This is a genomic window from Arthrobacter alkaliphilus, from assembly GCF_021483235.1.
Classification (GTDB): domain Bacteria; phylum Actinomycetota; class Actinomycetes; order Actinomycetales; family Micrococcaceae; genus Arthrobacter; species Arthrobacter alkaliphilus.
Window position 1 is genome coordinate 223,801 of sequence record NZ_JAKEEC010000001.1, and the last position, 23,150, is coordinate 246,950.

The 23,150-nt window shown below is 65.6% G+C and carries 20 protein-coding genes; 15 read left to right on the forward strand and 5 right to left on the reverse strand.

Annotated features, from left to right (window positions below):
• Position 1: 1 nt before the first annotated feature.
• Positions 2-2,185 (forward strand): molybdopterin oxidoreductase family protein, encoded by a 2,184-nt coding sequence (locus L0B83_RS01100; protein WP_234756196.1) that lies wholly within the window; start codon positions 2-4, stop codon positions 2,183-2,185.
• Entirely contained in the window at positions 2,182-3,738 is a 1,557-nt protein-coding gene (locus tag L0B83_RS01105) for an FAD-dependent oxidoreductase (RefSeq protein WP_234756197.1), read from the forward strand. Before L0B83_RS01100 ends, L0B83_RS01105 begins: the two co-directional genes overlap by 4 nt.
• Before the next feature lie 27 nt (positions 3,739-3,765).
• On the opposite strand, the gene L0B83_RS01110 is transcribed toward L0B83_RS01105, so the two are convergent.
• The 4 genes from L0B83_RS01110 to L0B83_RS01125 all read right to left on the reverse strand — a co-directional run bounded on the left by L0B83_RS01110 (position 3,766) and on the right by L0B83_RS01125 (position 8,533).
• Positions 3,766-4,260, reverse strand: a complete 495-nt coding sequence (locus L0B83_RS01110; protein ID WP_234756198.1) for a GNAT family N-acetyltransferase — start codon at positions 4,258-4,260, stop codon at positions 3,766-3,768.
• A gap of 18 nt (positions 4,261-4,278) precedes the next feature.
• Positions 4,279-5,031: a tyrosine-protein phosphatase gene (locus tag L0B83_RS01115; protein ID WP_234756199.1), complete on the reverse strand. Its 753-nt coding sequence runs from the start codon at positions 5,029-5,031 to the stop codon at positions 4,279-4,281.
• Positions 5,032-5,163: 132 nt separating this feature from the next.
• Positions 5,164-6,909: an HNH endonuclease signature motif containing protein gene (locus tag L0B83_RS01120; RefSeq protein WP_234756200.1), complete on the reverse strand. Its 1,746-nt coding sequence runs from the start codon at positions 6,907-6,909 to the stop codon at positions 5,164-5,166.
• Positions 6,910-7,117: 208 nt separating this feature from the next.
• A complete protein-coding gene (locus L0B83_RS01125; RefSeq protein WP_234756201.1) occupies positions 7,118-8,533 on the reverse strand; it encodes an NAD(P)H-quinone dehydrogenase in 1,416 nt (471 codons plus the stop codon).
• 136 nt (positions 8,534-8,669) lie between these two features.
• Between L0B83_RS01125 and L0B83_RS01130 the strand changes: the two genes are divergently transcribed.
• The 4 genes from L0B83_RS01130 to L0B83_RS01145 all read left to right on the forward strand — a co-directional run bounded on the left by L0B83_RS01130 (position 8,670) and on the right by L0B83_RS01145 (position 12,884).
• Positions 8,670-9,470: a purine-nucleoside phosphorylase gene (locus tag L0B83_RS01130; protein WP_234756203.1), complete on the forward strand. Its 801-nt coding sequence runs from the start codon at positions 8,670-8,672 to the stop codon at positions 9,468-9,470.
• A 99-nt stretch (positions 9,471-9,569) separates the two neighbouring features.
• On the forward strand, positions 9,570-10,172 hold the full coding sequence (locus tag L0B83_RS01135) for a hypothetical protein (protein WP_234756205.1): 603 nt from the start codon (positions 9,570-9,572) through the stop codon (positions 10,170-10,172).
• Between the two features lie 113 nt (positions 10,173-10,285).
• Entirely contained in the window at positions 10,286-11,014 is a 729-nt protein-coding gene (locus tag L0B83_RS01140) for a YcnI family copper-binding membrane protein (RefSeq protein ID WP_234756206.1), read from the forward strand.
• A gap of 121 nt (positions 11,015-11,135) precedes the next feature.
• Positions 11,136-12,884: a phospho-sugar mutase gene (locus L0B83_RS01145; protein WP_234756208.1), complete on the forward strand. Its 1,749-nt coding sequence runs from the start codon at positions 11,136-11,138 to the stop codon at positions 12,882-12,884.
• Positions 12,885-12,938: 54 nt separating this feature from the next.
• On the opposite strand, the gene nirD is transcribed toward L0B83_RS01145, so the two are convergent.
• Positions 12,939-13,310: a nitrite reductase small subunit NirD gene (gene nirD, locus L0B83_RS01150; protein WP_234756210.1), complete on the reverse strand. Its 372-nt coding sequence runs from the start codon at positions 13,308-13,310 to the stop codon at positions 12,939-12,941.
• Between the two features lie 313 nt (positions 13,311-13,623).
• On the opposite strand from nirD, the gene nirB reads away from it, so the two are divergent.
• The 9 genes from nirB (at position 13,624) to L0B83_RS01195 (ending at position 23,139) form a co-directional block, all read left to right on the forward strand.
• Positions 13,624-16,275, forward strand: coding sequence for a nitrite reductase large subunit NirB (gene nirB, locus L0B83_RS01155; protein WP_308193928.1), 2,652 nt, complete (start codon positions 13,624-13,626; stop codon positions 16,273-16,275).
• Positions 16,276-16,288: 13 nt separating this feature from the next.
• Positions 16,289-17,332, forward strand: a complete 1,044-nt coding sequence (gene cobA / locus L0B83_RS01160) for a uroporphyrinogen-III C-methyltransferase (RefSeq protein WP_234756212.1) — start codon at positions 16,289-16,291, stop codon at positions 17,330-17,332.
• Between the two features lie 10 nt (positions 17,333-17,342).
• Entirely contained in the window at positions 17,343-18,503 is a 1,161-nt protein-coding gene (locus L0B83_RS01165) for a uroporphyrinogen-III synthase (protein WP_234756213.1), read from the forward strand.
• 560 nt (positions 18,504-19,063) lie between these two features.
• A complete protein-coding gene (locus L0B83_RS01170) occupies positions 19,064-19,975 on the forward strand; it encodes an FAD-dependent oxidoreductase (protein ID WP_234756214.1) in 912 nt (303 codons plus the stop codon).
• Between the two features lie 147 nt (positions 19,976-20,122).
• Positions 20,123-20,827 carry a deoxyribose-phosphate aldolase gene (gene deoC, locus L0B83_RS01175; RefSeq protein ID WP_234756215.1) on the forward strand — a complete coding sequence of 235 codons (705 nt, stop codon included), beginning with the start codon at positions 20,123-20,125 and terminating at the stop codon, positions 20,825-20,827.
• A gap of 53 nt (positions 20,828-20,880) precedes the next feature.
• Entirely contained in the window at positions 20,881-21,105 is a 225-nt protein-coding gene (locus L0B83_RS01180; protein WP_234756216.1) for a hypothetical protein, read from the forward strand.
• A gap of 288 nt (positions 21,106-21,393) precedes the next feature.
• Positions 21,394-21,849 (forward strand): hypothetical protein, encoded by a 456-nt coding sequence (locus L0B83_RS01185; protein ID WP_234756217.1) that lies wholly within the window; start codon positions 21,394-21,396, stop codon positions 21,847-21,849.
• Positions 21,850-21,965: 116 nt separating this feature from the next.
• Entirely contained in the window at positions 21,966-22,808 is an 843-nt protein-coding gene (locus L0B83_RS01190) for a COG1470 family protein (RefSeq protein WP_234756219.1), read from the forward strand.
• 1 nt (position 22,809) lies between these two features.
• Positions 22,810-23,139, forward strand: a complete 330-nt coding sequence (locus L0B83_RS01195; RefSeq protein ID WP_234756221.1) for a hypothetical protein — start codon at positions 22,810-22,812, stop codon at positions 23,137-23,139.
• Positions 23,140-23,150 lie beyond the last annotated feature (11 nt).

The window sequence follows — 23,150 nt, forward strand, 5'->3', positions numbered from 1 at the left end:
CATGGCCAATGGCGCCAAGACCCACTGCCCGTATTGTGCGCTGCAGTGCGCCATGACCCTGACCCCGGCGGCCTCGGCTCAGCCGGCGTCGGGGGCCGCTCTTGAAGTGTCCGGCCGCGACTTCCCCACCAACCGGGGCGGGCTGTGCCGCAAGGGCTGGACATCGCCGTCGTTGTTGAACCACGCCGAACGCATCACGGAACCCATGCTCAGAGGGTCCGACGGCGTCCACCGGCCAGTCACGTGGGACCAGGCACTCATGCTGGTCACCGGCGCCGTCAGGCAGACCCGCGAGCAGTACGGGCCCGATGCCGTCGGCGTGTTTGGCGGCGGCGGACTCACCAACGAGAAGGCCTACCAGTTGGGCAAGTTCGCCCGCTTGGCGCTGGGAACCTCGCGTATCGACTACAACGGACGTTTCTGCATGTCCTCCGCCGCCGCGGCCGGAAACCGCGCATTCGGCGTGGACCGCGGCCTCCCGTTCCCCGTGGAAGACCTCGATTCGGCCAGCGTCATCTTCCTTCTGGGCTCCAATGTCGCCGAGACCATGCCGCCCTTCGTCCAGCACCTGCAGGGGGCCCGTGATTCCGGCGGCTTGATCGTGGCGGATCCCCGCCGTTCCGCGACCGCCGCGTTTACCGGCGACGGCGGCGGCATTCACCTGCAGCCGACTCCCGGCACCGACCTGGCCCTCATCCTGGGCATATCCCATGTGGTGGTTCACGAGGGCCTCGCGGACACCGAATACCTCGAGGCCCGCACCACCGGATACCCGGCGATCGTCCGCAGCCTCGCGGCTTTCTGGCCGGAGCGCGTCCAATCGATCACCGGCGTGCCGGCAACGCTCATCCGCGATTGCGCCCGCCGCCTCGCCGACGGCGCCCGGCGTGGAGGCAGCTACATCCTGACCGGCCGCGGAGTGGAGCAGCACGTCGACGGCACCGATACCGCCACGGCAGCCATCAACCTCAGTCTCCTCCTGGGCCTGCCCGGTTCCTCGCGCAGCGGCTACGGCACGCTGACCGGCCAAGGCAACGGCCAGGGCGGCCGCGAGCACGGCCAGAAGGCCGACCAGCTCCCCGGCTACCGCAAGATCACCGATCCGGCCGCCCGCGCGCACGTCGCCAAAGTGTGGGGCGTCGACGAGTCCCTCATTCCCGGGCCCGGACTGCCGGCCGTGGAGCTGTTGAAGTCGCTGGGAAAGCCCGACGGCGTTCGTTGCCTTTTCGTGCACGGAGCCAACGTTGCGGTCTCGGCCCCCGACGCCGGCGCGGTGATCCAGGGCCTGCGCAGCCTGGACTTCCTGGTGGTCTGCGACTTCTTCATGTCGGAGACCGCACTGGAAGCCGACCTGGTCCTCCCGGTCACCCAATGGGCCGAGGAAGAAGGCACGCTGACTAACCTCGAAGGCCGCGTGCTCCGGCGTCGGAAAGCACTCACCCCTCCCCCGGGTGTCCGCAGCGAATTGTGGCTCATGTCCCGGCTGGCCGAGTCGCTCGAAGCCCCATCCACGTTCAGCGACGATCCCGAAGCGGTCTTCGAGGAGCTCCGGCGTGCCTCGGCGGGCGGCTTGGCCGACTACTCCGGAATCGACTACGACATGCTGGACCGCGGAGAAGCGGCGTACTGGCCCTATCTCGCCGGCAGCTCGGGAACGCCACGGCTTTTCCTTGACGCCTTCGCGCACCCGGACGGCCGCGCGGTGATGGTCCCGGTGGTGCCGCAGAAGCGCTCCACGCGATCCGCCGTCGTCGGCTCGGAGCGGGAGCCGCTGACGCTCGTCACCGGCCGCTTGCTGGAGCACTACCAATCGGGTGCCCAAACCCGCCGCGTGGCCGAACTCGCGGCCGCCCGGCCGGAGGCACTCCTGCAAATGCACCCCGCGACGGCGGTGGCCGAAAACATCTCCGCCGGCGACTTCGTCCGGGTCTCGAACGAACGCGGAGAGGTCCTCTGCAGGGTGGAACTCAGTAACTCGATCCGCACGGACACCGTCTTCCTGCCTTTCCATTTCCCAGGACCGGGCAGCGCCAACTTGCTCACTGAAGCGGTCACGGATCCCGTTTCAGGCATGCCGGAGTTCAAGTCCAGCAGGGTCCGGGTCCGGAAGGCAGAGCCGGCACATGCCGAATCGGTGTTGTCTATGCAGGGCAAATTGGTTATGCAGGGCAAGGAGGCATCGTGAGAGAGCGGATCGTGGTGGTCGGGTTCGGGCCGGTAGCGGCCCGGCTGGTGGACGGATTGTTGCCTTCCGTGCGCAGCGGGCTCGTCCAGCTGCTCGTCGTCGGACAAGAAACCGAGGCCGCGTACAACCGCGTCATGGTGGCGGAACTCGGCGTCGGGCGAACCACCGCGGACGCCCTCGCGATGGCGGACGCAGCCGATTTGGCGGCCGACGGCGTCGACCTCCGGTTAGGCGTCACCGTCAAACGCATCGACCGTGCCCGCCAGCAGGTAGTCCTCTCGGACGGAACCACGCCTGGCTACGATCGTTTGGTGTTCGCTACGGGCTCCAGGCCCGTCATTCCAAACCTCACGGGCATCAACCCCGATCCCTCACACCCCGTATTGCCCTCGGGTGTCACAGCCTTGCGGGACCTCCGCGACGCGGCGCAGCTTCGGGAAGCCGTGGTTGCCGGGAAGCGCGTGATCATCCTCGGCGGCGGCGTGCTCGGTCTTGAAACCGCACTGGCCGCGGCGGAAGAAGGCGCCCCCACCACGGTGGTGCATAACGGCTCTTTCCCACTGGGCCGCAACATCGACCGCGGCGCCGGAACCGTCCTCGCGGCGAGCCTGCGGAAAACTGGAGTCACCGTGGTGGGCAACGCCCGTTCCACCGCCGTCGAACACAATGGTCCCGACGGCACGTTTTCCGCGTTGGTGATGAACGACGGCTCGAGGATCGAAGGCGACCTCCTGGTCCTTTCCTGCGGCGTGCGCCCCCGGATCGAACTGGCCGAAGGCTGTGGGATCCCCGCCGCTACCGGCATCCTGGTGGACCACCGCCTGCGGACGCACCACGAGCCGCACATGTTCGCGATCGGCGACTGCGCGGAAGTCCGCTGCGCCGATGCCGGGTGCTCCGAATGCCGCACGGCCCTTGGTCCCTCCGGCCTGGTAGGTCCCGGCTGGCGGCAGGCCGAGTGGCTTGCGGAGTACCTCATCCTTCTTGCCGAGGGTGGCCAGGATGCTGCCGATACGCTGGCCCCGCTGCCGCAGGAGAGGCCCGGCGTCGTGCTGTTGAAGGCGCGCGGCATCAATCTTGCGGTCGCCGGCGACAATGCCGCAGAGCCGTGGGACGACGAATTGTTGTCCGTCTCCGAGGGGATGCCCGGGCGCCAAGTGGCACAGTGGGCCGATCCCGGACACGGGCGCTACGTCAAAATGACAACGCGGGGCGGCCTGCTCGAAGGCCTCGTGGCCGTGGGCATGCCTCGGACGGCCGCCGAGCTTGTCATGCTGTTCGAACGCGGCTCCGAACTGCCCGCCGACCGTTCGCTGCTGCTGCGCTTGGACGGCCCGGACCAGCTTGATACTCCTGCTTCGCACAATGATTCCCAGCGCACGGTTTGTCGCTGCGCAGGGATCAGCGGAGCGAGCATCGAGGAAGCCGTGCTGGATGGCTGCTCAACCGTGCCGGAGGTCTCCAAGGCGACGCGCGCGGGGACGGGGTGTGGCGGGTGCCATGGGGATATCAAGCGGATTATTGAGCGGCATTTCCAAGGGGTTGCGGCGTGAGGCTTTTTTCACTCGGATCCATTCTCCCTATAGCTCGAGCAATAGGGTGTCCGAGCCCCCGTTCCGGCCGACCCGAACAAACCCGAGCCGCTCGTAGAGGTCCCGGGCGCGGTTGCCGTCCTCGACGCTGAGGCTGATAGCCCTTTCACCGCGAGAGCGTCCGAGGTCTATGAGGGCGGTCATGAGGGCCGTGCCCGCACCCCTTCCGCGATGGCCGGGCACGACGCCGATGGACAGTTCCGGTATGTCGTCCGCCACGAAGCCGTACCCGGCGTCGTCGGCGGGGAAGGTGCGGCACCATGCAGCGCCGATGCCTTCTCCACTACGGGCCTCAGCGACGACGCCGAAGTCCCCGTTGCGGAGCCAGCCCTGGACATAGTGCGAGAGTTCCGGATCATTCATGAGCTGATCCTTTGTGAATCGGATATCTCCGTTCCAATTCGCTGCTTCAAGGCAGGCAGCCCAGAGTGTTTCCGTGTCCTCGGCGCTTGCTTCACGGACGTTGATCATTGCGTCTTCCACGATTGGTACCCTACTTCGTTAGGGCTGTGGGGTGGTGATCGCGCCGCGCCACGTGAACAATGCCTCGCGATCTTTGTCGGTCAGCTCCGCTGCATCGAGGAAGGCCTGCAAGTCGAATTTTGCGAGGGTGTCCCGGAATGCGCCTTCGGTTGTTGTTCCGTGTTGCCGGCACAGTTCTTCCAGCATAGGTTCAGCGTTGTTTCGGTTGCTGCGGGTCGCCCGAACGTCACCTAATCTGACTGTTTCCATATAGTCATCGACGATCCGTTCCAGGTCCGTGCCGATTGCTTGAAGCAGAACCATGGCGACGAGGCCGGTTCTGTCGCGGCCGCCCATGCAGTGGAAGAGAACTCCGCCCTGCGGCGCGTTGACAAGAGCGGAAATTGCGGCGCCGGCCCGTTCGGGCATGGCCGAAAGGTGGGGCAAAAAGTACAGCGCGGTGCCCACTAGGCCGTTATCCCAGTAGTCCGCCCAGAAGCGTTTGTTTTCCAGGCCGTCAAGGTCGATGTGGAGCGTGGTCAGCCAGCCGGGCCGTTCCTGGCAATCGGTGTTGCGTTCCCCATGCTGACGGAGGTCAACCACGCTGCGGATCCCGGCATCGTAGATCTGTTGCCATCCGTTCCCTGTGATCCCATCGACGTTCTCGCTCCGAAAGAAGACGCCTCGCGGAGTGACGGTCCCGTCTGAGCGTTTCAGACCACCGAGGTCGCGTCCGTTGACCAGGCCGTCCACTTTGAGTGTGCGATTTTCGTTGTCTTTCAGGTCCCCCATGCCCCTAGTAAACCAGAGAACGCGAGGCGTCCCTGCGGAATCCCAGGTCCCTTGGTGCGGCACCCTGCGGTGCGCAAGTAACGCCTCCGGACGGTACAGCGCAGGCTCCAGGCAGGCCGGACCCGTGCGTGTTCACACCTGGAAGTAGCGGTTCTTACGTGGTTGTCGGTGTGGGTCGATATGGGGTGGCGGGATGAACCAGGGCACACCAGCTTGAATTTGGATGTGCCACTCTTCCTTGTGGATCAGATGGTGGTGGTGACTGCATAACAAGACGCCGTTCTCCACACTGCTTGGGCCGCCTCTGGACCAATAGGTGATGTGATGGGCTTCGCACCACGGGGCTGGCATGGTGCACGAAGGGAATGCGCAGCCCTTGTCCCTTGCGACGATGGCTTTGCGGATGTGGGCGGGGAAGATCCTGGACGCCCGGCCTATGTCCAGCACTTGGCCTTCCCCGCCGAGGACGACGGGGATGATATCGGCGTCGCAGGCGATCTTCCGCAGCGTGCCCGCCGGGACCGGACCGGTGAATGTGAGGCTCCCGGTACCCGTGGCTCGCCCGGCCTCTCTGAACGCGGGGAGTTCTTTGAGCTCTCCGAGGAGGTCCCGGTAGGCGATGGTGGCCATGATCTGGGGGCGCTGGCCTCCGGCCGCCGGCAAAGCCCCTGATGCGAGGGCGATCTTGCAGGCGCCCAGCAACCCGTCCAGGAGTTTCTGCGCCCTCGTGCGGCGGTCCAGGGTCGCGGCATCATCGGGTGAACCACCCGGCCCACCGTCTGCCGGACCGTTCGTCAGCCCGCTCCCGCAGCCCGCGTCCACCTGGTTGTCCTTCGGTCCGGGCTCCTGAGAGGTGCGAGTGCGGGGATTGGTGGCGGTGTTCATGACGGCGAGCAGATGCTCGTATTGGTCCTGGGTGGCGAAGATTTCCACATGCTGCAGCCCGTGTTTGGGTCGACGGAGGAAGGCTCCCTGAAGGTGGCGCAGGGCTTCTTCTCTGGGCTCGGTACCGTCCTGGTCGATGGCTTCGGTCGAGCGGCGGGCTATCCTGGCCACGAAATCGGCGTCGTTCTCGCCCGCTGTCATGGTCAGCGCGTGTTCCATGTCCGCGGCTGCTTCGGGGCTGCACAAGGGCCGGACGCGTTCAAGAGCCATGGTGATGGTGCTGGCTTGCCGGGAAGCGATGCTCCCGCAGGCCAAGGCCGCGGCCGCTTCGCCAAATCGCGGTTCTATCCTTTGCCCTGTGAGTGAACGGCCGGGCAGCAGGTTCTCCGCGAGGGCAAGGCGTCGGCGGGCCTCGGCCGCGCTGATCCGGAGCAGCGAGCGCAGGTGTTCACCGGTGTTCCTGAACTCCCGGAACTCGGCCCGGACGGATTTCGCATCCAGACCGCGGTCCTCGACGCCGGTATTGGCACCGCTTGCGTCAACGTCCGGTCCGGCGTTGCCGACACCAGGCTTGGAACCGGCCGGCCGGGTTACCGCCCAGCCGGTGGTCCAGCCAGTTTCGCTGCCCGGCTCCTGCTGCCGCACCCGGTGCAACTGCCCCGCGGCGACGACCTGCAAATAATCCAGGGCGCGGGACAGCTCCTCCACGCGGAAGGCAAACGCAGCGGAGTCCTGCAACCCCAGCGGCCCGACGTCGTCGCCCGCCGTCCGTGCCAGCGACCTCAACGCCGCGAGAGCACTCTCCAAAACCCGCTGCGGACCACCATGATCGCCGCTGCGATCCTCGTTCGGCTCCAGCAGAGCGAGTCGGCGCAGCCCCGGCGCTTGACGACCCGCGGTCACCAACTGCGGCTCCGGCCCCGTACGGAACACTACGGACCGGTCACCGGGCACAGCGCCCTGGCGGGTGGTGAGGTGTCCGATCGCTTCCATGGAAACACTCTGCCAGCAGGCACCGACAAAATAACCCGGTCATCCGCGTCGTTGGCACCCTACGTCGCGCACCTGTTTCCACGCTACGCAAAATGCCTCACGACACCCGAATTCGGGTGTCGTGAGGCGTTTTCCGTGTCGTGAGGCATTTTCCGTGTCGTGAGGCATTTTCCGTGTCGAAGATCCAGGCGGCCCAGGCCCCAGAGCCTTACATATGCACGTGCAATCGCCGCGCCGCTTCCGAAATGGAACCGGTCAGCGAGGGGTACACGGTGAAGGTGCTCGCGAGGTCGTCAACGTGCAGTTTCTGTTTCACGGCAACAGCGATCGGGAAGATGAGCTCAGAGGCGTTTGGTCCCACCACGACGCCGCCGATCACGGTGCCCGACCCCTTGCGGGCGATGATCTTGACGAAGCCGTCCTTGGTGTGGCGCATCTTGGCGCGCGCGTTGCTCAGAAGCGAGAGCGTGATGACGTCGCCCTGGTATTTGCCTGATTCCAAATCAGCCTCGGAGACGCCCACAGAGGCGATTTCCGGTGAGGTGAAGATGTTGGAAGCCACTTGGTGGAGCTTGATGGGCATGACGGCATCACCCAGGAAGTGCGCAATAGCGATGCGGCCCTGCATTGCCGCGACGGATGCGAGGGCCAGGATACCCGTGCAGTCACCGGCAGCGTAGATGTTCGGCGCCGTGGTGCGGGAAACGCCGTCGACCTTGATGTGGCCGGAATCAGTCACCTCCACACCCGCCGCTTCCAGGCCGATGCCGGCGGTGTTGGGGATGGAACCGACACAAACGAGGCAGTGGCTGCCCGAGACGGTGCTGCCATCGCCTAGCGTCACCTGGACACCGGCGTCGGTCCGTTCCACGGCCTCCGCGCGCGAGCGGGACAAAACGCGCACGCCGCGCCGTTTGAATACTCCTTCAAGAACCTGGGCTGCGTCACTGTCCGAGCCGGGCAGCACCTGGTCGCGGCTCGAAATCAGGGTCACGTTCGAGCCGAGGCCGTTGTACGCAGAGGCGAATTCGGCACCCGTCACGCCGGAACCGACGACGATCAGGTCTTCCGGAAGCTCCTCGAGGTTGTAGATCTGTGCCCAGTTCAGGATGCGCTCACCATCGGGCCTTGCAGTGGGCAGTTCGCGGGGGTGTGCGCCGACGGCCAAGAGAATCGCGTCAGCAGTGATCGTCTGGACGCCGTCCAACGTGATGACTTCGATGGTGTGGTTGTCCAAGAGCTTTCCGGAGCCCATCAGGATCTCAACGCCAAGCTTCTCCAAGCCCACCCGGATGTCGTCCGACTGCTCCCGTGCGAGGTGCAGGAGGCGGTCATTGATATGGCCGAGGTCCGCGCGCATTCCCGGCGCCACATCGCTGCCGTTGACGGCGAACTTGACTCCCAGCTCCCCCGCCTCGCCCACGCGGGTCATGAGATCCGCCGTCGCGATCAGGGTTTTGGAAGGTACGACGTCGGTGAGGACGGCGGAGCCGCCTAGCCCGGCGCGCTCGATGAGCGTTACCCTCGCTCCCAAGTGCGCCGCGACCATTGCCGCTTCATATCCGCCTGGACCTCCGCCCAGGATCGCAATTCGTGGTGAGCTGAAGTCAGGATGCATGGTCACAGTGTTCCATTCTCACTTAATGCGGACGGACCTGCCACTCAGCACCGCCTGAGAGGGCCCGGCAGCCTGCCCAACCGCGCCCTGTTCAACGGCGCGCGCGGCACTGTAGTTTGTACCAGTGAGTAACACAGAGCTGATGAAAACAGACCCATTCGAAGCCGCCAAAGCCGCGGCCGACTACATCGCGGCCGAGACGGGGGTCGAATCCCACGATGTCGCGCTCGTGCTCGGCTCGGGCTGGGGTGCGGCTGCGGACCTCATAGGCGAAACGACGGCGACCCTCACGGCGTCGGAAGTTCCCGGCTTCCACGCTCCTGCCGTTGAGGGGCACGTGGGCACCATCCGCTCGGTCCTGACGAAGGACGGCAAGCGTGCCCTCGTGCTCGGCGCGCGCACCCACTACTACGAAGGCAAAGGCGTTCGCGCTGTAGTACACGGCGTGCGCACAGCCGCTGCAGCCGGATGCAAGACCCTGGTGGTGACCAACGGCTGCGGCGGCCTCAACGAAGCCTGGGCGCCCGGTACACCCGTGCTGATCAGTGACCACATCAACCTGACGGCGGCTTCTCCCCTTGAAGGCGCCACGTTCGTCGACCTGACGGACCTGTACTCCTCCCGGATCCGGGACTTGGCCCGCGAAGTGGATCCGACGCTCGACCAAGGCGTCTACGCCCAGTTCACCGGCCCGCACTACGAAACGCCGGCCGAGGTCCAATACGCCAAACGAATCGGCGCCGACTTGGTGGGCATGTCCACCGCCCTGGAGGCCATCGCAGGGCGGCACGCAGGCATGGAGGTCTTCGGTATCTCCCTGGTGACGAACCTCGCCGCAGGCATCAGCCCCGTACCGCTGAGCCACCAGGAAGTCATCGAGGCAGGGCAAATGGCAGGCCCGCGCATTTCCCGGCTCCTGGCGGACATCATCGCCAAGCTCTGATCGGGCAGCGGCAGGAACCCCCGGCTGTTCCGGAGTTCGCAGCGCAGTAGAATTCGAGTGATTGCTGCAACTGCGCCCGAACCGGAAAGGACCGCCGACATGACCGCCGCGCCTTTCCGGTTCCTGCGAACGGGCCTGATCGGTTCCATCATTCTGGGCTTGGCCGCCGGCGGACACCTGGCCGGTGGCGGAAGCCTCCCGGCGCCAGCTATTTTGATGGCGCTCTGTGCCCTGACAGTCCTCCCGGTCGCCATCCTGACGCGCGCCCGGCTTTCACTGCCCGTCCTCGGAGGGCTACTGGGAGCCGGGCAGCTTTGCCTCCACTGGGCTTTCCAGGCCTTTTCCGAAGCTTCCATCACGGCGCCGCAGCAATCCCGGCACGCCGGACATAGCCCCTTGGCGCCGGCCCCGGAGACCATAAGCGCCATTGCTTCAGGCCACGGCGCGGACATCGACTGGCAGATGCTCGCTGCCCACACGGTCGCAACCTTGGGCACGGCCCTGATTCTCGCGCGCGGCGAACAAGCACTTTGGGCGCTGGCGGCTTGGCTTCGCCCGTTGGTGCACCTGCCCGCTCCGACGGCGATCCAACCGCTTCACACCCCGGCTTCATGCCCGATCCCGGCTGTGCGTCCCCGCAGCCTTCCCGGCCTTCGGCTTCCTTCCCGGCGCGGCCCTCCAGCCTCGATGCCAGCCGCCTGAGTCTCCCCTTTCACCACGGGCAAGGACGGGCGGCACCTCGCTGACTTCATAGGTCCGGAGCTCCGTCTGCCCCGGTCCATAACCGCATTTCCTTGTGAAAGGGCATCATTGCCATGAAGACCTCCATTCGCCGTACCCTCAAGACCGCCTGCGCCGCCACGATGGCCGCCGGGTTGCTCGCTTTCGGCGTCTCAACCGCCTCCGCACACGTCCACGTCAATCCGGACGACCCCGCAGCGGGCGGCTACACCCACCTGACCTTCAACGTCCCCAACGAGTCCCCGACGGCGAAGACCAACAAGCTCGAAGTCTCACTTCCCACCGATACCCCCTTCAACTCGGTGTCCGTGAAGCCGATGGACGGATGGACGGCCGAGCTGGTCACCACCACCCTGCCGAAACCCGTCACGATTGCGGGAGCAACGGTAACCAAGGCGGTAACTTCGGTGGTCTGGACCGCGGACGCGGCACACCAGATCGGACAGAACGAATACCAGGCGTTCGCGATCTCGGTAGGTGTCCTGCCCGACGCCGGCACCACCATCACCCTGCCCGCGACCCAGAGCTACACCGACGGCACAGTGGTGAAGTGGGACCAGAAGACCGTTGAAGGCCAGCCGGAACCGGAACACCCGGCTCCCTCGTTCGTCACAACCGCCAGCGACGAGGCCGCATCGGGTGCTTCCAAGTCCTCACCGTCCCCGGCTCCGTCGGCTGCGGCATCGGCGTCATCCAGCGACGCCGGATCCACTGCGGGCTGGTTCGGACTCGCCGCCGGTTTGATCGGCTTGGCCGCGGGCGTCACCGCCCTGCTGCGGACCCGCTCCACGCAGGCCAAATAGCCAACCCGCCTCGTGTGCCCACTCCGGGAGCGTCCCTGGCGCTGCCGGAGTGGCCACACTGTGACAGCTGACACAAGCCGCGACCTCGGCATTCATTGCCTTTGACGATAGCTTTGTTCGTATGACATCGAGCGATGCCGAATTTGAAAAGCTGATATCCGAAGCCAGCGAGTGGGCGGCCCAGGACCCGGACCCGGTCACTGCGGCGGCGCTGTCCGAACTGGTTGGGCTTGCCTCAGGCGGCGTCGCCGCGGCCCGCCAGCAGCTCGAAGACAGCTTCAGCGGAACGCTGCAGTTCGGTACCGCGGGACTCCGCGCCGCCCTCGGTCCCGGCCCCAACAGGATGAACCGCGTTGTGGTGCGGCGGGCAGCGGCAGGTTTGGCGGCCTTCCTCAAGGACGCCGTTGAGGCGGCTGCTCCCGGAACCCGGCCGCGCGCCGTCGTCGGCTATGACGCGAGGCACAACTCGGACGTCTTCGCGCGCGAGTCCGCGGCCATCTTCACGGCTGCCGGAATCGAGACCTTCCTGATGCCCTCGGCACTTCCCACCCCGTTGCTCGCCTACGCGGTCCGCTCACTTGATTGCGACGGCGGTGTCATGGTCACAGCGAGCCATAACCCCCCGCAAGACAACGGATACAAGGTGTACCTGGGCGGCCGGGCCGTGGAGGAAAGCGGCCGGGGAGCCCAGATCGTGGCACCCTACGATTCGCAGATCGCCGCAAGCATCGAAGCCGTGGGACCCTTGGATTCCATTGAACTGGCCGAATCCGGCTGGACTGAGCTACCCCCTTCCATCACCGGCGAGTATGAGGCCGCGATGGCCGCCCTGGCCGACGTCGAGAATTTCCCGGCCCGCGAGCTGAAGATCGTGTTGACCCCTATGCATGGCGTGGGTGGCGAGACGGCCGTGTCCGTACTCAAGGAGGCAGGCTTCACGGACGTCTCGCTCGTGGAGGAGCAAGCAGAACCGGATCCGGACTTTCCCACGGTCAGTTTCCCCAACCCGGAAGAGCCTGGCGCGCTGGACCTGGCCCTGGCGACGGCGGCGCGCCTGGATGCCGACATCGTGTTGGCCAACGACCCCGACGCCGACCGCGCGGCAGTAGCGGCACAGGATCCGGACACCGGTGCGTGGCGGATGCTGCGGGGCGACGAAGTCGGCGCCCTGCTTGGGGCACATGTGGTGACGAGGCACGCCGCGGATGCGCGGCAAGGCGACGCGGCACGGGGAGTTTTCGCCAACTCCATCGTTTCGTCCCGGCTCCTCTCCCGCATCGCCGAGGCAGCCGGCTTCGCGCACGAGGAAACGCTCACGGGGTTCAAATGGATTTCCCGGGTGCCGGGACTTGTGTACGGCTACGAGGAAGCCTTGGGCTACTGCGTCGCACCCGATCTGGTCAGGGACAAGGACGGCATTTCCGCCTCCTTGCTCATCGCCGAACTCGCGGCAGCCGCCAAGGCCGAAGGAAAGACGATCTTCGACACCCTGGACGAGATCTATCTGGTGCACGGCCTGCATGCGAGTGACCAGCTCAGCATCCGGGTGGCGAACCTTGGTTTGCTCGATGCCATGATGAACCGGCTCCGGGCAGATCCGCCGGAGTCCTTTGGCGGTTCCGCCATCGAGACGTTTGTGGATTTGGCCGAGGGAAGCGAACACTTGCCGCCCACGGACGGGTTGCTTTACCTGACCAAAGACCTAAGCCGCGTCATCATCCGGCCCAGTGGCACCGAGCCGAAGCTCAAGTGCTACCTGGAGGTCATCAAGTCGGTCGGGTCCGCCGCGGAGCTCGCGGAAACCCGGCACGCAGCGCGGATCACGCTGGACCACATACTCGCGGACGTCCGCGAAGCGCTCGGGCTCTGAGCTCTCGGGCTCCGCGACAGCGGACGACGGCGGTGCCCGGCTTGAGGCTCTGAGCTACAGCTCGACTTCGATAAAGCCATCAACCATCCGGGTCCTGAAGGCCGGAATCCGGAGCCCGGGGTTGGAATAGCACTCACCTGTCTGCAGGTCGTAGACCTCTTTGTGCAACGGTGAGGCGATGGTGGGGCGTGATCCCCGGGACCCTGTGATCCCGCGGGCCATGACGTTGGCCAAGGTCACGGGGTCCTGCTGGGCGACTGCGTAGACATTGTCGGCGTCGAGGCGGAAGAGCGCCACCTGCACGCCGTCGATCAACGCCGCCTCGCCCCATGCCGGCTCCAATTCGTCCAACGGGCACACCCGGTGCCAGCCGGGTGCGCCCGCTGCGCTCGCCAGCCGTTCTTCCCGTTCCAGAATGACGGTCATGTCAACCCCTATCGCTATGCCTGCAGCCGGACAAATGCTGCCTTTTCCTCAAGGTGCCCGGTGCAGGCGCCCGGTGTTTCCCTTAAGGCGGCGGCCGCCGAACGGCCACACCTTCAAGGTAGGCGGCGACTGTTTCACCGGAACGCAGCCAATGTGTCCGATGGGTAAAAGAGACCTCACACGCCCCGACATCCAACCGTGACCCAGAAGTTAAGACCACGAAACAAACGGGAAACTGAGGAGAAACTGCCCGTGCGTAGCCTGAAGTGACAAGTTGCGGAGTACGTTCTGCGGCGTTTGCGAAAGGCCACCCGTGACCGGACACACTTCCACCAGAGAAAACCGACACACTTCCACCCCGGAAAACCAGCGCCGTGTTGTTGTAGCCGGCGGAGGCCCTGCTGCCCACCGTTTTGCCGATGCCATGCATACCCGCGGTCTCGACGGCTGGCAGATCACGGTCCTGAGCGAAGAAGCGCACGTTCCATATGACAGGGTCACATTGAGCAAGGCGCTGACCGATGTGGACTACGACCTCACCCTCGGCGAGATGTCCATGTGGGAGCACGAATCCATCTCCCTGCGCAGGGGCGAGCGAGTGGTCAGGATCAACCCCGAAGCAAAGTCCGTGGAAACTGCTACCGGCAACAGTTACCACTACGACCACCTGGTGGTGGCCACGGGCTCGGACGCCGCCGAGCTCCCCTTCCCCGGGGGCGGCCTTGCCCATGTCTACCGCACGCTCGACGACGTCTGGGCCATCAACAAGGCCATCGCCGAACTCACGGAGAAGCTCGGCCGGACGGTCAGGACCGTGACCATCGGCGGCGGCCTCCTCGGTTTGGAAGCAGCGGCGGGAACCATGGAGTTGGGCGCCCGGGCCACGGTCATCAACGGTTCACGCTGGCTCATGAACGCCCAGCTGGATGAGGGCGCCGGCCAGGCGCTGGGCCGGCTTGTCACCGCCAAGGGCTTGGAAGTCCTCACCGGAACGTACCCGGCCGAAATCTTGTCCGACGACGACGGCCAAGTCACCGGCGTCCTCATGAAGGACGGGCGCGTCATCCCTGCCGACATGGTCATTGCGTCCATCGGCATCCGCCCCCGCGATGAGCTGTTCCGCGACGCGGCGGTCACCACCGATGCCAAGGAACACTCGTTTCAGCTCGGCAAGAAGGGCGGCGTGGTCATCAACGACTACTGCGCCACGGCAGTCCCGGGCATTTGGGCCATCGGTGAAGTGGCGAACTTCAACGGCATGTGCCTGGGGTTGGTGGCACCGGCGAACACCATGGCCGAAGTCGTCGCCGACCGACTACACGGCGGGCAAGCGACATTCCCCGGTTTCGACACCGCCACCAAGCTCAAGCTCTCCGGCGTGGACGTTGCCAGTTTCGGCGATGCGTTCGCGAAGGAGCCGGGAGCGCTCGAGATCGTCTACGCCGACCCGGCCCGCGGTGTCTACCAGAAAATCGTCACCACCGATGACGCAAAGACCCTCCTGGGCGGCATCTTCGTCGGAGACGCCACCCCGTACATGAGCCTGCGTCCGCTCCTCGGCCGTGAACTCCCGGCGGAGCCCGGCGCCTACCTCACCGCCGCCGGCGGCGGGGAAGCCCCCGAGACCGAACTGCCGGACGACGCGATCCTGTGCTCCTGCAACAACGTGGCCGCAGGCAGTGTCCGCGATGCCATCAACGGCTGCGGCTCCTGCGAAGGCAGCGCCCCCGTGCAGGAACTCGGCGAGCTCAAGACGTGCTCGCGGGCCGGGACCCAGTGCGGATCCTGTGTCCCGATGCTCAAGAAGCTCCTCGAAGGGGAGCTCAAGAAGTCCGGCATCGAAGTGTCCAAGGCCCTCTGCGAGCACTTCAGCCTCTCGCGCCAGGAACTCTTCGACGCCATCCGGGTCCTGGAACTGACATCCTTCGAAGACATCCTGGCCAAATACGGCACTGGCGCGGGCTGCGACATCTGCAAGCCGACCATCGCCTCGATTCTGGCCAGCCAAAACAGCGAATACGTCCTGGGCGCCGGCCGCGGCACCCTGCAGGACACGAACGACCGCGCGCTCGCCAATATGCAAAAGGACGGCACCTACTCCGTGGTCCCCCGCATCGCCGGCGGCGAAATCACGCCGAAAGGCCTGGGTGTCATTGCCGCCGTCGCCGAGAAGTACGGCCTCTACACGAAGATCACCGGCGGGCAGCGCATCGACATGTTCGGTGCCCGCCTCGAACAGCTACCGGAGATCTGGAAGGAACTCGTCGACGCCGGCTTCGAGTCCGGCCAGGCCTACGGCAAGAGCCTGCGTACCGTGAAGTCCTGCGTCGGATCGACGTGGTGCCGCTTTGGCGTCCAGGACTCGGTGGCCATGGCCATCAACCTCGAGTTGCGCTACCGGGGCCTGCGCAGCCCGCACAAGCTCAAAATGGGCGTCTCCGGCTGCGCCCGCGAATGCGCCGAAGCGCGCGGCAAAGATGTCGGCGTCATCGCCACCGACAAAGGCTGGAACCTCTACGTCGGCGGCAACGGGGGCTTCCTGCCCGCCCACGCCCAACTCCTCGCCCAAGACCTGGATGACGACACCTTGATCAAATACATCGACCGCTACCTGATGTACTACATCCGCACCGCCGACCGCCTCCAGCGCACCGCACGCTGGCAGGAAGAGCTCGACGGCGGCCTGAAGCACATCGAGGACGTCATCATCCACGACTCCCTGGGCATCGCCAGCGACCTCGAAGCCGCCATGGGGCGGCACATCGACAGCTACCAGGACGAATGGGCCGAGACCCTCAAGGATCCCGAACGCCTGCGCCGCTTCCGCTCGTTCGTGAACGCCCCCGACCAGAAGGACGAGGCCATTTCTTTCGTGCCGGAACGCGGCCAGATCCGTCCCGCCACCGCCGAGGAAAAAGGCGGAGTCCTCATCGCCAGCACCATCCCCGTTCGCGGCCAGGGCTAAGGAGCACCAACCCATGCAGCTCACCATCGATCTCACCGGCCGCGACGTTCTGGTCACCGGCTCAGCTCACGCCGCACGGCAAGCCGTCCGGCGCTTCGAAGCCGCCGGCGCCGTCGTCCACCGGCTCAGCACTCCCGACGGCGCCGACTCCGACGGCCCGCTGCCCGAGCGCCCCTTCCTGGTCGCAGCTGTCGACGACGGCCGGCCCGGCTGGGAACCCTTGCTCGCTCGCTGCCGGGAAGCGGGTATCCCCGTCGCCAGCGAACCGGCTGCGGGCCCGTCCGGGCAGGTCACCCTCGTCGGCGGAGGGCCCGGCAGCCTGGAACTCCTGACGATAGGCGCGCTCAACGCGCTGCGGGATGCCGACGTCGTCTTCTACGACCGGCTCGCCCCCTGCGCGGAGCTGGCGCAACTGACGTCCGCTGAACTGGTGGACGTCGGCAAACGCCCCGGGCATCACAGGGTCCCCCAAGGCGACATCGAAAAGCTCATGGTGGCCGCCGCCCTGGACGGCAAGAACGTTGTCCGGCTCAAAGGCGGTGACCCTTACGTGTTCGGCCGCGGCGGCGAAGAAGTCAGCGCCTGCGTGCGTGCGGGTGTCCCGGTCCGCGTCATCCCGGGCGTCACGAGCGCCATCTCCGTCCCGGCGGCCGCCGGCATACCGGTCACGCACCGCGAGGTCAGCCACATGTTCACGGTTGTCTCCGGGCACGCACCGCTCACCGCGAAGGAGCACTCGCACCTGGCGGGGCTGGCCGGGCTTGGCGGGACCATCGTGGTTCTCATGGGCATCGGCACCCTCCCCCAACTCGCTGCCGGGCTCCGGCGGGCCGGGATGGATCCGGCGATGCCCATGGCCGTCGTCGAACGCGGATTCCGTCCCGGGCAACGCACCACCATCGCCGAACTCGGTACCATCGAAACCGCGGCCGCGGGCTGCACCAACCCGGCCGTCCTGGTGATCGGCGAGGTGGTCCGCGTGGCGGAAGCCAACCGCTGCCACACTGAAGCTACCGCTGACCTGGACCGCCTCGCGGCTTCCCTCGTTGAAGCCTGAAAGAACACACATGACTACGTTGAACGCACTTGATTCCATCGATGCCGGCTCGCCGTTGGCGGCGCCCGGACCAAACGACGATGCGCCGCTGGACGGTTTCCGCATCGGAGTGACTTCGCACAGGCGTTCACGTGACTTGATCGAGGCGCTCGAGCGGCGGGGCGCTTCCGTGCTGCACGCTCCGGCTTTGAAGATCGCGCCCGTCCAAGAAGACATCAGCCTTGTCGAGGACACGAAAACGATCATCGCGGCCAAGCCCGACATCTGCATCGCCACCACGGCCTACGGCATGCGGCGCTGGTGCGAGGCCGCGGACTCCTTCGGGATCGGCGAACAGCTGCTCGACGTCCTTGGCGCTTGCCGGATGTTTGTGCGCGGACCGAAAGCCCGCGGCGCGGTCCGCGCGGCAGGCCTTGCCGACGTCGGGATCAGCAGTGACGAAACCACCGCCACCCTGGTGGACATGCTCCTGCAGGAAGGCGTCCGGGGGAAGACCGTCGCTGTGCAACTGCACGGTTACACCGACGTCCGCCAGCTGGAGCGCCTCCGCATGTCGGGCGCAACGGTCCTCACCGTCACCCCATACCGCTGGGTAAAGCCCGACGGCGAAGACAAGTTGCCGCGCCTCATCGAAGCCGCCTGCAGCGGAGACTTGGATGTGCTCACCTTTACGAGCGCGCCCGCGGCAGACGCCATGTGGAGCACGGCCCACGAAATGGGCGTGTACCGCCAGCTGGTCGAGGCACTCAAGACCCAGGTGACCGTTGCCGTCGTCGGACCCGTCACCGCACAGCCGCTGATCGACGCCGGGGTCAGCCCACTCATCCCGGACCGCTACCGCATGGGCGCGCTCATCCGCCTCGTCACCGAGCATCTGGCACTGAACCACGTCCGCCGGCTGGATACTCCGTCCGGGAACATCGAGCTTCGGGGCCGTTCCTTGCGGATCGATGGTTCCGTGGTGGAACTGGCCCCGGCTCCGCTGCTCCTGCTGCGGGCGCTGATGGGGGCCGGGGGCGCCGTGCTTTCACGCGAGGCACTTTCCGAGCTTCTGGAATTGCGCGGATCAGTCCATGCCTTGGACATGACGGTGAGCCGTTTGCGGTCCTCGCTGCCGGACGGAAAGCTCGTCGAAACCGTGGTCAAGAGAGGCTACCGGTTGCGGGTCTAAGCCCACCAACCCCCGGTCAGATCCGGGCCCCTTCCCACCGACCCCCGTCAGATCCGGGCCCCTCCCCACCGACCCCCGTCAGATCCGGGCCCCTCCCCACCGACCCCCGGTCACCTCTAGCGCCCTCCCGGCCAACCCCCGGTCAGATCCGGGCCCCCTCCAGCCGACCCCCGGTCACCTCTGGCGCCCTCCCGGCCAACCCCCGGTCACCTCCGGCGCCCTCCCGGCCAACCCCCGGTCAGATCTTTCACCCAACTGACCGAGCATCGCCCCACCACCTCACCCAACTGACCGAGCATCGCCCCACCACCTCCCGCAACTGACCGAGCATCCCCACCACCACCCCCCAAAAACTGACCGGGCATCCCCACGACCCCCCACAATTGACCGGGCGTCTCCCCCGGCTCGCAGCCATGTGACCCAGCTCATTACCGGCTGGTAACCATCAGGGAACAGCACACCGGCAAATGGCAACAACAGTGAAATACCACCGAAAAACCCGCCGCCTACGCTGGGCATAGGCGCATCAGCCACAGCTCAGTTCAGCGAAGGGACCCACCATGTCCACCACCCCGTCCGCAGGCTCCGTCCACCTCGTGATCGCCGGAGCCGGGCCCGCAGCCCAGGCCCTGGTCCGCAGTCTGGCAGGCGACGGCACTACTCCGCAACAGCCGGCACCGGCACAGTTCCAAGGCACCATCACTGTCCTGAGCAACCGCGACGAGTGCCCGGAGGCGCTCCTGGAGCTCGCTGCCCTCCCAAAGGTCTCAGTGCGTTTCGGCCAACCCGCTAGCTTCATCGATGTCCAGGCCGGCACAGTGACCACAACCGAAGGCCTCGAGTTTCCCTACGACCAGCTCGTGATTGCCACCGGCTCCTCCCCCATGTATCCGCCGATCCAAGGCGCAGCACGCAGCCTCAACTACTCCACCATCGACGACGCCGAGCAGATCGGCACTGCGGTCAAGGACATCAGAAGGTTCCTGGGCCGTCGTCCGCTGGGGATCTTGGTTGGCACCGGCCCGGCAGCCGGTCAAGCAGAAGCCGTCCTGCGTGCCCGCGGAGTCCGTCCGATCCGTACCACCCTGCGTCCGACTGCGATCATGCCGTCCGTCGCCGGTTCGGCCCTCCCGGCCACCGGGATCGTTTTCGAGGACGGCAGCAGCATGAACGGCGACCTTGTGGTCCTCGCGGAGGAACGGCTCCCCCGCAACGGGCTCGCTGAAAGCGCCGGGCTGCAAACAGCGCCCGACGGCGGCATCCGGGTGGGGCGCGACTTCGCCACGTCGGTGCCAGGCATCTGGGCAATCGGGGACGCCGCCTCCCGTGATGGCATGCGCCTCGGGCTTGTCTTGTCATCGCAAGCCGCAGCGTCACACTGCGCTGCCCGGCTTGAGGAAGACGCCCGGCTCCGCGCGGACGGTTCCACGCGTCTCCGGCCTTCCGCTGGCTCCGCCGTCGCCGCGGCCTGAGGGGCGGGGCAGCGCCCGGACAGCCTAAATGCGTGGCCCCGCGGCACCTCTGTGGGCGCCTCCACGGTGGCCGGGCAGTGTGGCAAGATGGTCATTTGATGAGCCGCGACCCTTGCGGCACACCGGGCCCGCCACGGAAGGACCTCCATGAGCAACGAAGCCGCCAGCACACTGGACAACAGTGCAAGCATCGCTTCATACATCGACCACACTCTTCTCAAACCAGAGGCCAGCGAAGCCGAGGTGCGCCAAGTCTGTGCCGAGGCGGCTGAGTACAAGTTCAAGTCGGTATGCGTCAATCCGATCTGGGTCAAGACGGTCACCACGGCACTCAAGGGTTCCGGTGTCCTCACCTGCTCGGTTGTCGGCTTTCCGCTCGGCGCCACCCCCAGCGACGTCAAGGCTTTCGAAGCACGCGGTGCCGTGTTGGATGGTGCAGATGAAATCGACATGGTGATCAACATCGCCGCGGCCCGCGCCGGGGACAAAGGCGCGCTGGTGGATGACATCACGGCAGTAGCCGAGGCGGTCCACGCAGGCGGAGCCATCCTCAAGGTGATCATCGAAACTGCCCTGCTGACTGACGAGCAGAAGGTCCTGGCTTGCGAGGCGTCGGTGGAGGCCGGGGCGGACTTCGTGAAGACCTCGACCGGTTTCAATGGCGGCGGCGCCACGGTGGAAGACGTAGCCCTCATGCGCAAGACCGTGGGCCCGGATCTCGGTGTCAAGGCCTCGGGTGGAGTACGTTCCCTGGCCGATGCACAGGCTATGATTGCTGCTGGTGCAACACGTATCGGTGCGAGCTCCGGAATTGCCATCGTCAAAGGTGAACAAGGTTCATCCGCGTACTGAGTTTCCCGGCAGCCGCCACAGTTTTTGAGCCCCCAGGGGCCGAGGAGGAAAGCATGTCCCAGAACGCCAGCCAGCCCATCGAAAACGAAAACCCCCTGGGCCAGAGCCTTCTGCTCTATGTGTTCAGCATGGCCCTGTTCCTTGGCGCCATCTACTCCTTGACTTTCCTGACCTTGGAGAACACCTGGCCGATGGCCGTTTGCCTGGTCCTCTTCGGCCTCGCCTTCTGGATCCCGCAGACCATCTTGGGCCGCTCCGACTCGGCCGGCGAAAGCTAGGATTCAACTGCAAAGTGGCCCCGGACTTCGGTCCGGGGCCACTTTCGTTTAAGACACCGGGCAGCCAGCCCCGGCACGGGCCTTCCAAGTAGCCGGACTCCTGAATCGGCAATTTCCCGCCCGAAACGTCGCAAAAAACAAGTAGTACCACTCGTTGTTAGTTAAACACTACGCATGCCAGCATTTGGTTATCGACTGAATGGGCAGTCCAACGGGGATTGGTAATTCGCATTCCTTGCCCGATGTCGCTTATTCCGGGGAATACCAATTCAAAAAGGAGTCTCACTCATGCGCAAATTCAGCAAAAAAGGAAAAGTCTACGCGGCCGCAGCAGCAGTGGCCCTGGTGGCAGCAAGCGGCGGAGCCGCCTACGCCTACTGGACCACCACTGGAACTGGTTCCGGGACGGCGGCCAACTCGTCAGGCGGCGGAACCGTGACCTTGCATGCAACCTTCAACGCCGGCTTGGCACCAGGCAACTCCACCGCGGTGGCGTACACGGCCGACAACGGAAGCAACACGGGAACGGTGGTCGGGGCCCTCTCCGCAACAGTATCCACGAGCGATCCCGCGCACTGCCTCGCCAGCTGGTTCGATGTCACCGCCGTGACGTCGAATTCCGCCGTCGCTCCGAACTCGACCGGCACCTCGGTGGGAAGCGGAACCCTTACCTTCAAGAACGATCCCGCGAACCAGGACGCCTGCAAGAGCGCAACCGTGACCATTACTGTCGGCAGCGTCTAACAGCCAGGCTGGTGGGCCACCTCAGCGGCCCACCAGCCTGTTGCCGCCTGGTTATCAATTTTTAGTTGTCCAAAAGCCAATGCAAGATCACCCACCACGAGTCCAAGGAGGTACCGGTGCCGAAGGTTGAAGAGCTGCTCCGCTCAGCGAACCGCATCATCCGCGTCGGAGCCAAAGTCCTCCTGGCGGGTCTTCTTTTGGTGACCCTCACGTCCGGCGTCGTCCTGGCAGCCAGTAGCAATGGAAACACCAACCAAGGCACCCAAAAAGGCATCACGGTGCAGGCGTCGCCTAACGGGAGGTCTGTCACGCAAGGCACGTCGGCGAGCTACAACGTGATAGTCCAGCCAAGCGGTGGGTTTACCGGCACCGTTTCGTTGTCGGCTTCGGGGCTGCCGGTAGGTGCCACGGCGTCGTTTTCGCCGGCGGCTGTCGCAGTCGGACCCGGCGCGGCGTCAGCGACGCTTACCGTTTCCACTTCCTCCGCGACGCCCCTTGGAACATACACGGTGGGTCTCAAGGGCAACAGCGGTCCGGTACAGTCCGCCGTCGATATTTCCCTCACCGTGACGGCCGGCCAACACGCGCTGTTCAGCATTTCCGGCAGCCCCGCAAAACTCCTGGCCCCAGGATATGGGTCATCAATTGACCTTCAATTGGCAAATCCGGGCAATTCGAACATGGGAATTACCGGATTGACGGTTTCCGTTGCGGGAATTACCAGGACCGCAGACTCCGTGCTGAACAACCGGCCCTGCAGTCCCTCGGACTACGCCGTGACCCAATTCAGCGGCAGCTACCCGTTCACCGTGCCGCCGGGCACGTCGTCCCTCTCGACCCTCCACATACCCGAAACTCAATGGCCGCAAATCCGGATGCTGAACTCTCCGCTCAACCAAGACGGTTGCAAAGGCGCCACGGTAAAGCTTTCCTACTCGGGAACGGCGCAGGGAAACTGACATGAACGCGAAAAGTCGGATGAAAAAAGCCCCTTTGGCTGCGGCCAAAGCTGCAGCCAAAGCAGCCCTGACGGCCATCTTGCTGAGCCTGGTCCTTGGTGTCGGCACCGCCTACGCCTACTGGAACACCATTGGCATCGGCAGCGGCTCGGCAGCCAACGGCACCATGCAGACAGTCACTGTGGACGCCTTGGTTGCCGGTGACTCGCCTGCGACAGCGTTGGTCCCAGGTGGAAGCGCTGACGTGATTGTCCGCGCAAGCAACCCAAATGCCTTCGCCGTGCAGGTGTACAGCTTCACCGCCAACGGATCAGTCACCGCAGATGCATAGCATGCCGCATG

What these genes read in the sequence shown, in the direction of transcription:
- L0B83_RS01195 (WP_234756221.1), top strand. Translation starts at nt 22,810, where the DNA reads ATGAACGCGAAAAGTCGGATGAAAAAAGCCCCTTTGGCTGCGGCCAAA.
- L0B83_RS01145 (WP_234756208.1), top strand. Translation starts at nt 11,136, where the DNA reads ATGACATCGAGCGATGCCGAATTTGAAAAGCTGATATCCGAAGCCAGC.
- deoC (WP_234756215.1), top strand. Translation starts at nt 20,123, where the DNA reads ATGAGCAACGAAGCCGCCAGCACACTGGACAACAGTGCAAGCATCGCT.
- L0B83_RS01185 (WP_234756217.1), top strand. Translation starts at nt 21,394, where the DNA reads ATGCGCAAATTCAGCAAAAAAGGAAAAGTCTACGCGGCCGCAGCAGCA.
- L0B83_RS01165 (WP_234756213.1), top strand. Translation starts at nt 17,343, where the DNA reads ATGACTACGTTGAACGCACTTGATTCCATCGATGCCGGCTCGCCGTTG.
- L0B83_RS01170 (WP_234756214.1), top strand. Translation starts at nt 19,064, where the DNA reads ATGTCCACCACCCCGTCCGCAGGCTCCGTCCACCTCGTGATCGCCGGA.
- L0B83_RS01130 (WP_234756203.1), top strand. Translation starts at nt 8,670, where the DNA reads ATGAAAACAGACCCATTCGAAGCCGCCAAAGCCGCGGCCGACTACATC.
- L0B83_RS01135 (WP_234756205.1), top strand. Translation starts at nt 9,570, where the DNA reads ATGACCGCCGCGCCTTTCCGGTTCCTGCGAACGGGCCTGATCGGTTCC.
- L0B83_RS01120 (WP_234756200.1), bottom strand. Translation starts at nt 6,909, where the DNA reads ATGGAAGCGATCGGACACCTCACCACCCGCCAGGGCGCTGTGCCCGGT.
- nirD (WP_234756210.1), bottom strand. Translation starts at nt 13,310, where the DNA reads ATGACCGTCATTCTGGAACGGGAAGAACGGCTGGCGAGCGCAGCGGGC.
- cobA (WP_234756212.1), top strand. Translation starts at nt 16,289, where the DNA reads ATGCAGCTCACCATCGATCTCACCGGCCGCGACGTTCTGGTCACCGGC.
- L0B83_RS01180 (WP_234756216.1), top strand. Translation starts at nt 20,881, where the DNA reads ATGTCCCAGAACGCCAGCCAGCCCATCGAAAACGAAAACCCCCTGGGC.
- L0B83_RS01100 (WP_234756196.1), top strand. Translation starts at nt 2, where the DNA reads ATGGCCAATGGCGCCAAGACCCACTGCCCGTATTGTGCGCTGCAGTGC.
- L0B83_RS01115 (WP_234756199.1), bottom strand. Translation starts at nt 5,031, where the DNA reads ATGGGGGACCTGAAAGACAACGAAAATCGCACACTCAAAGTGGACGGC.
- L0B83_RS01140 (WP_234756206.1), top strand. Translation starts at nt 10,286, where the DNA reads ATGAAGACCTCCATTCGCCGTACCCTCAAGACCGCCTGCGCCGCCACG.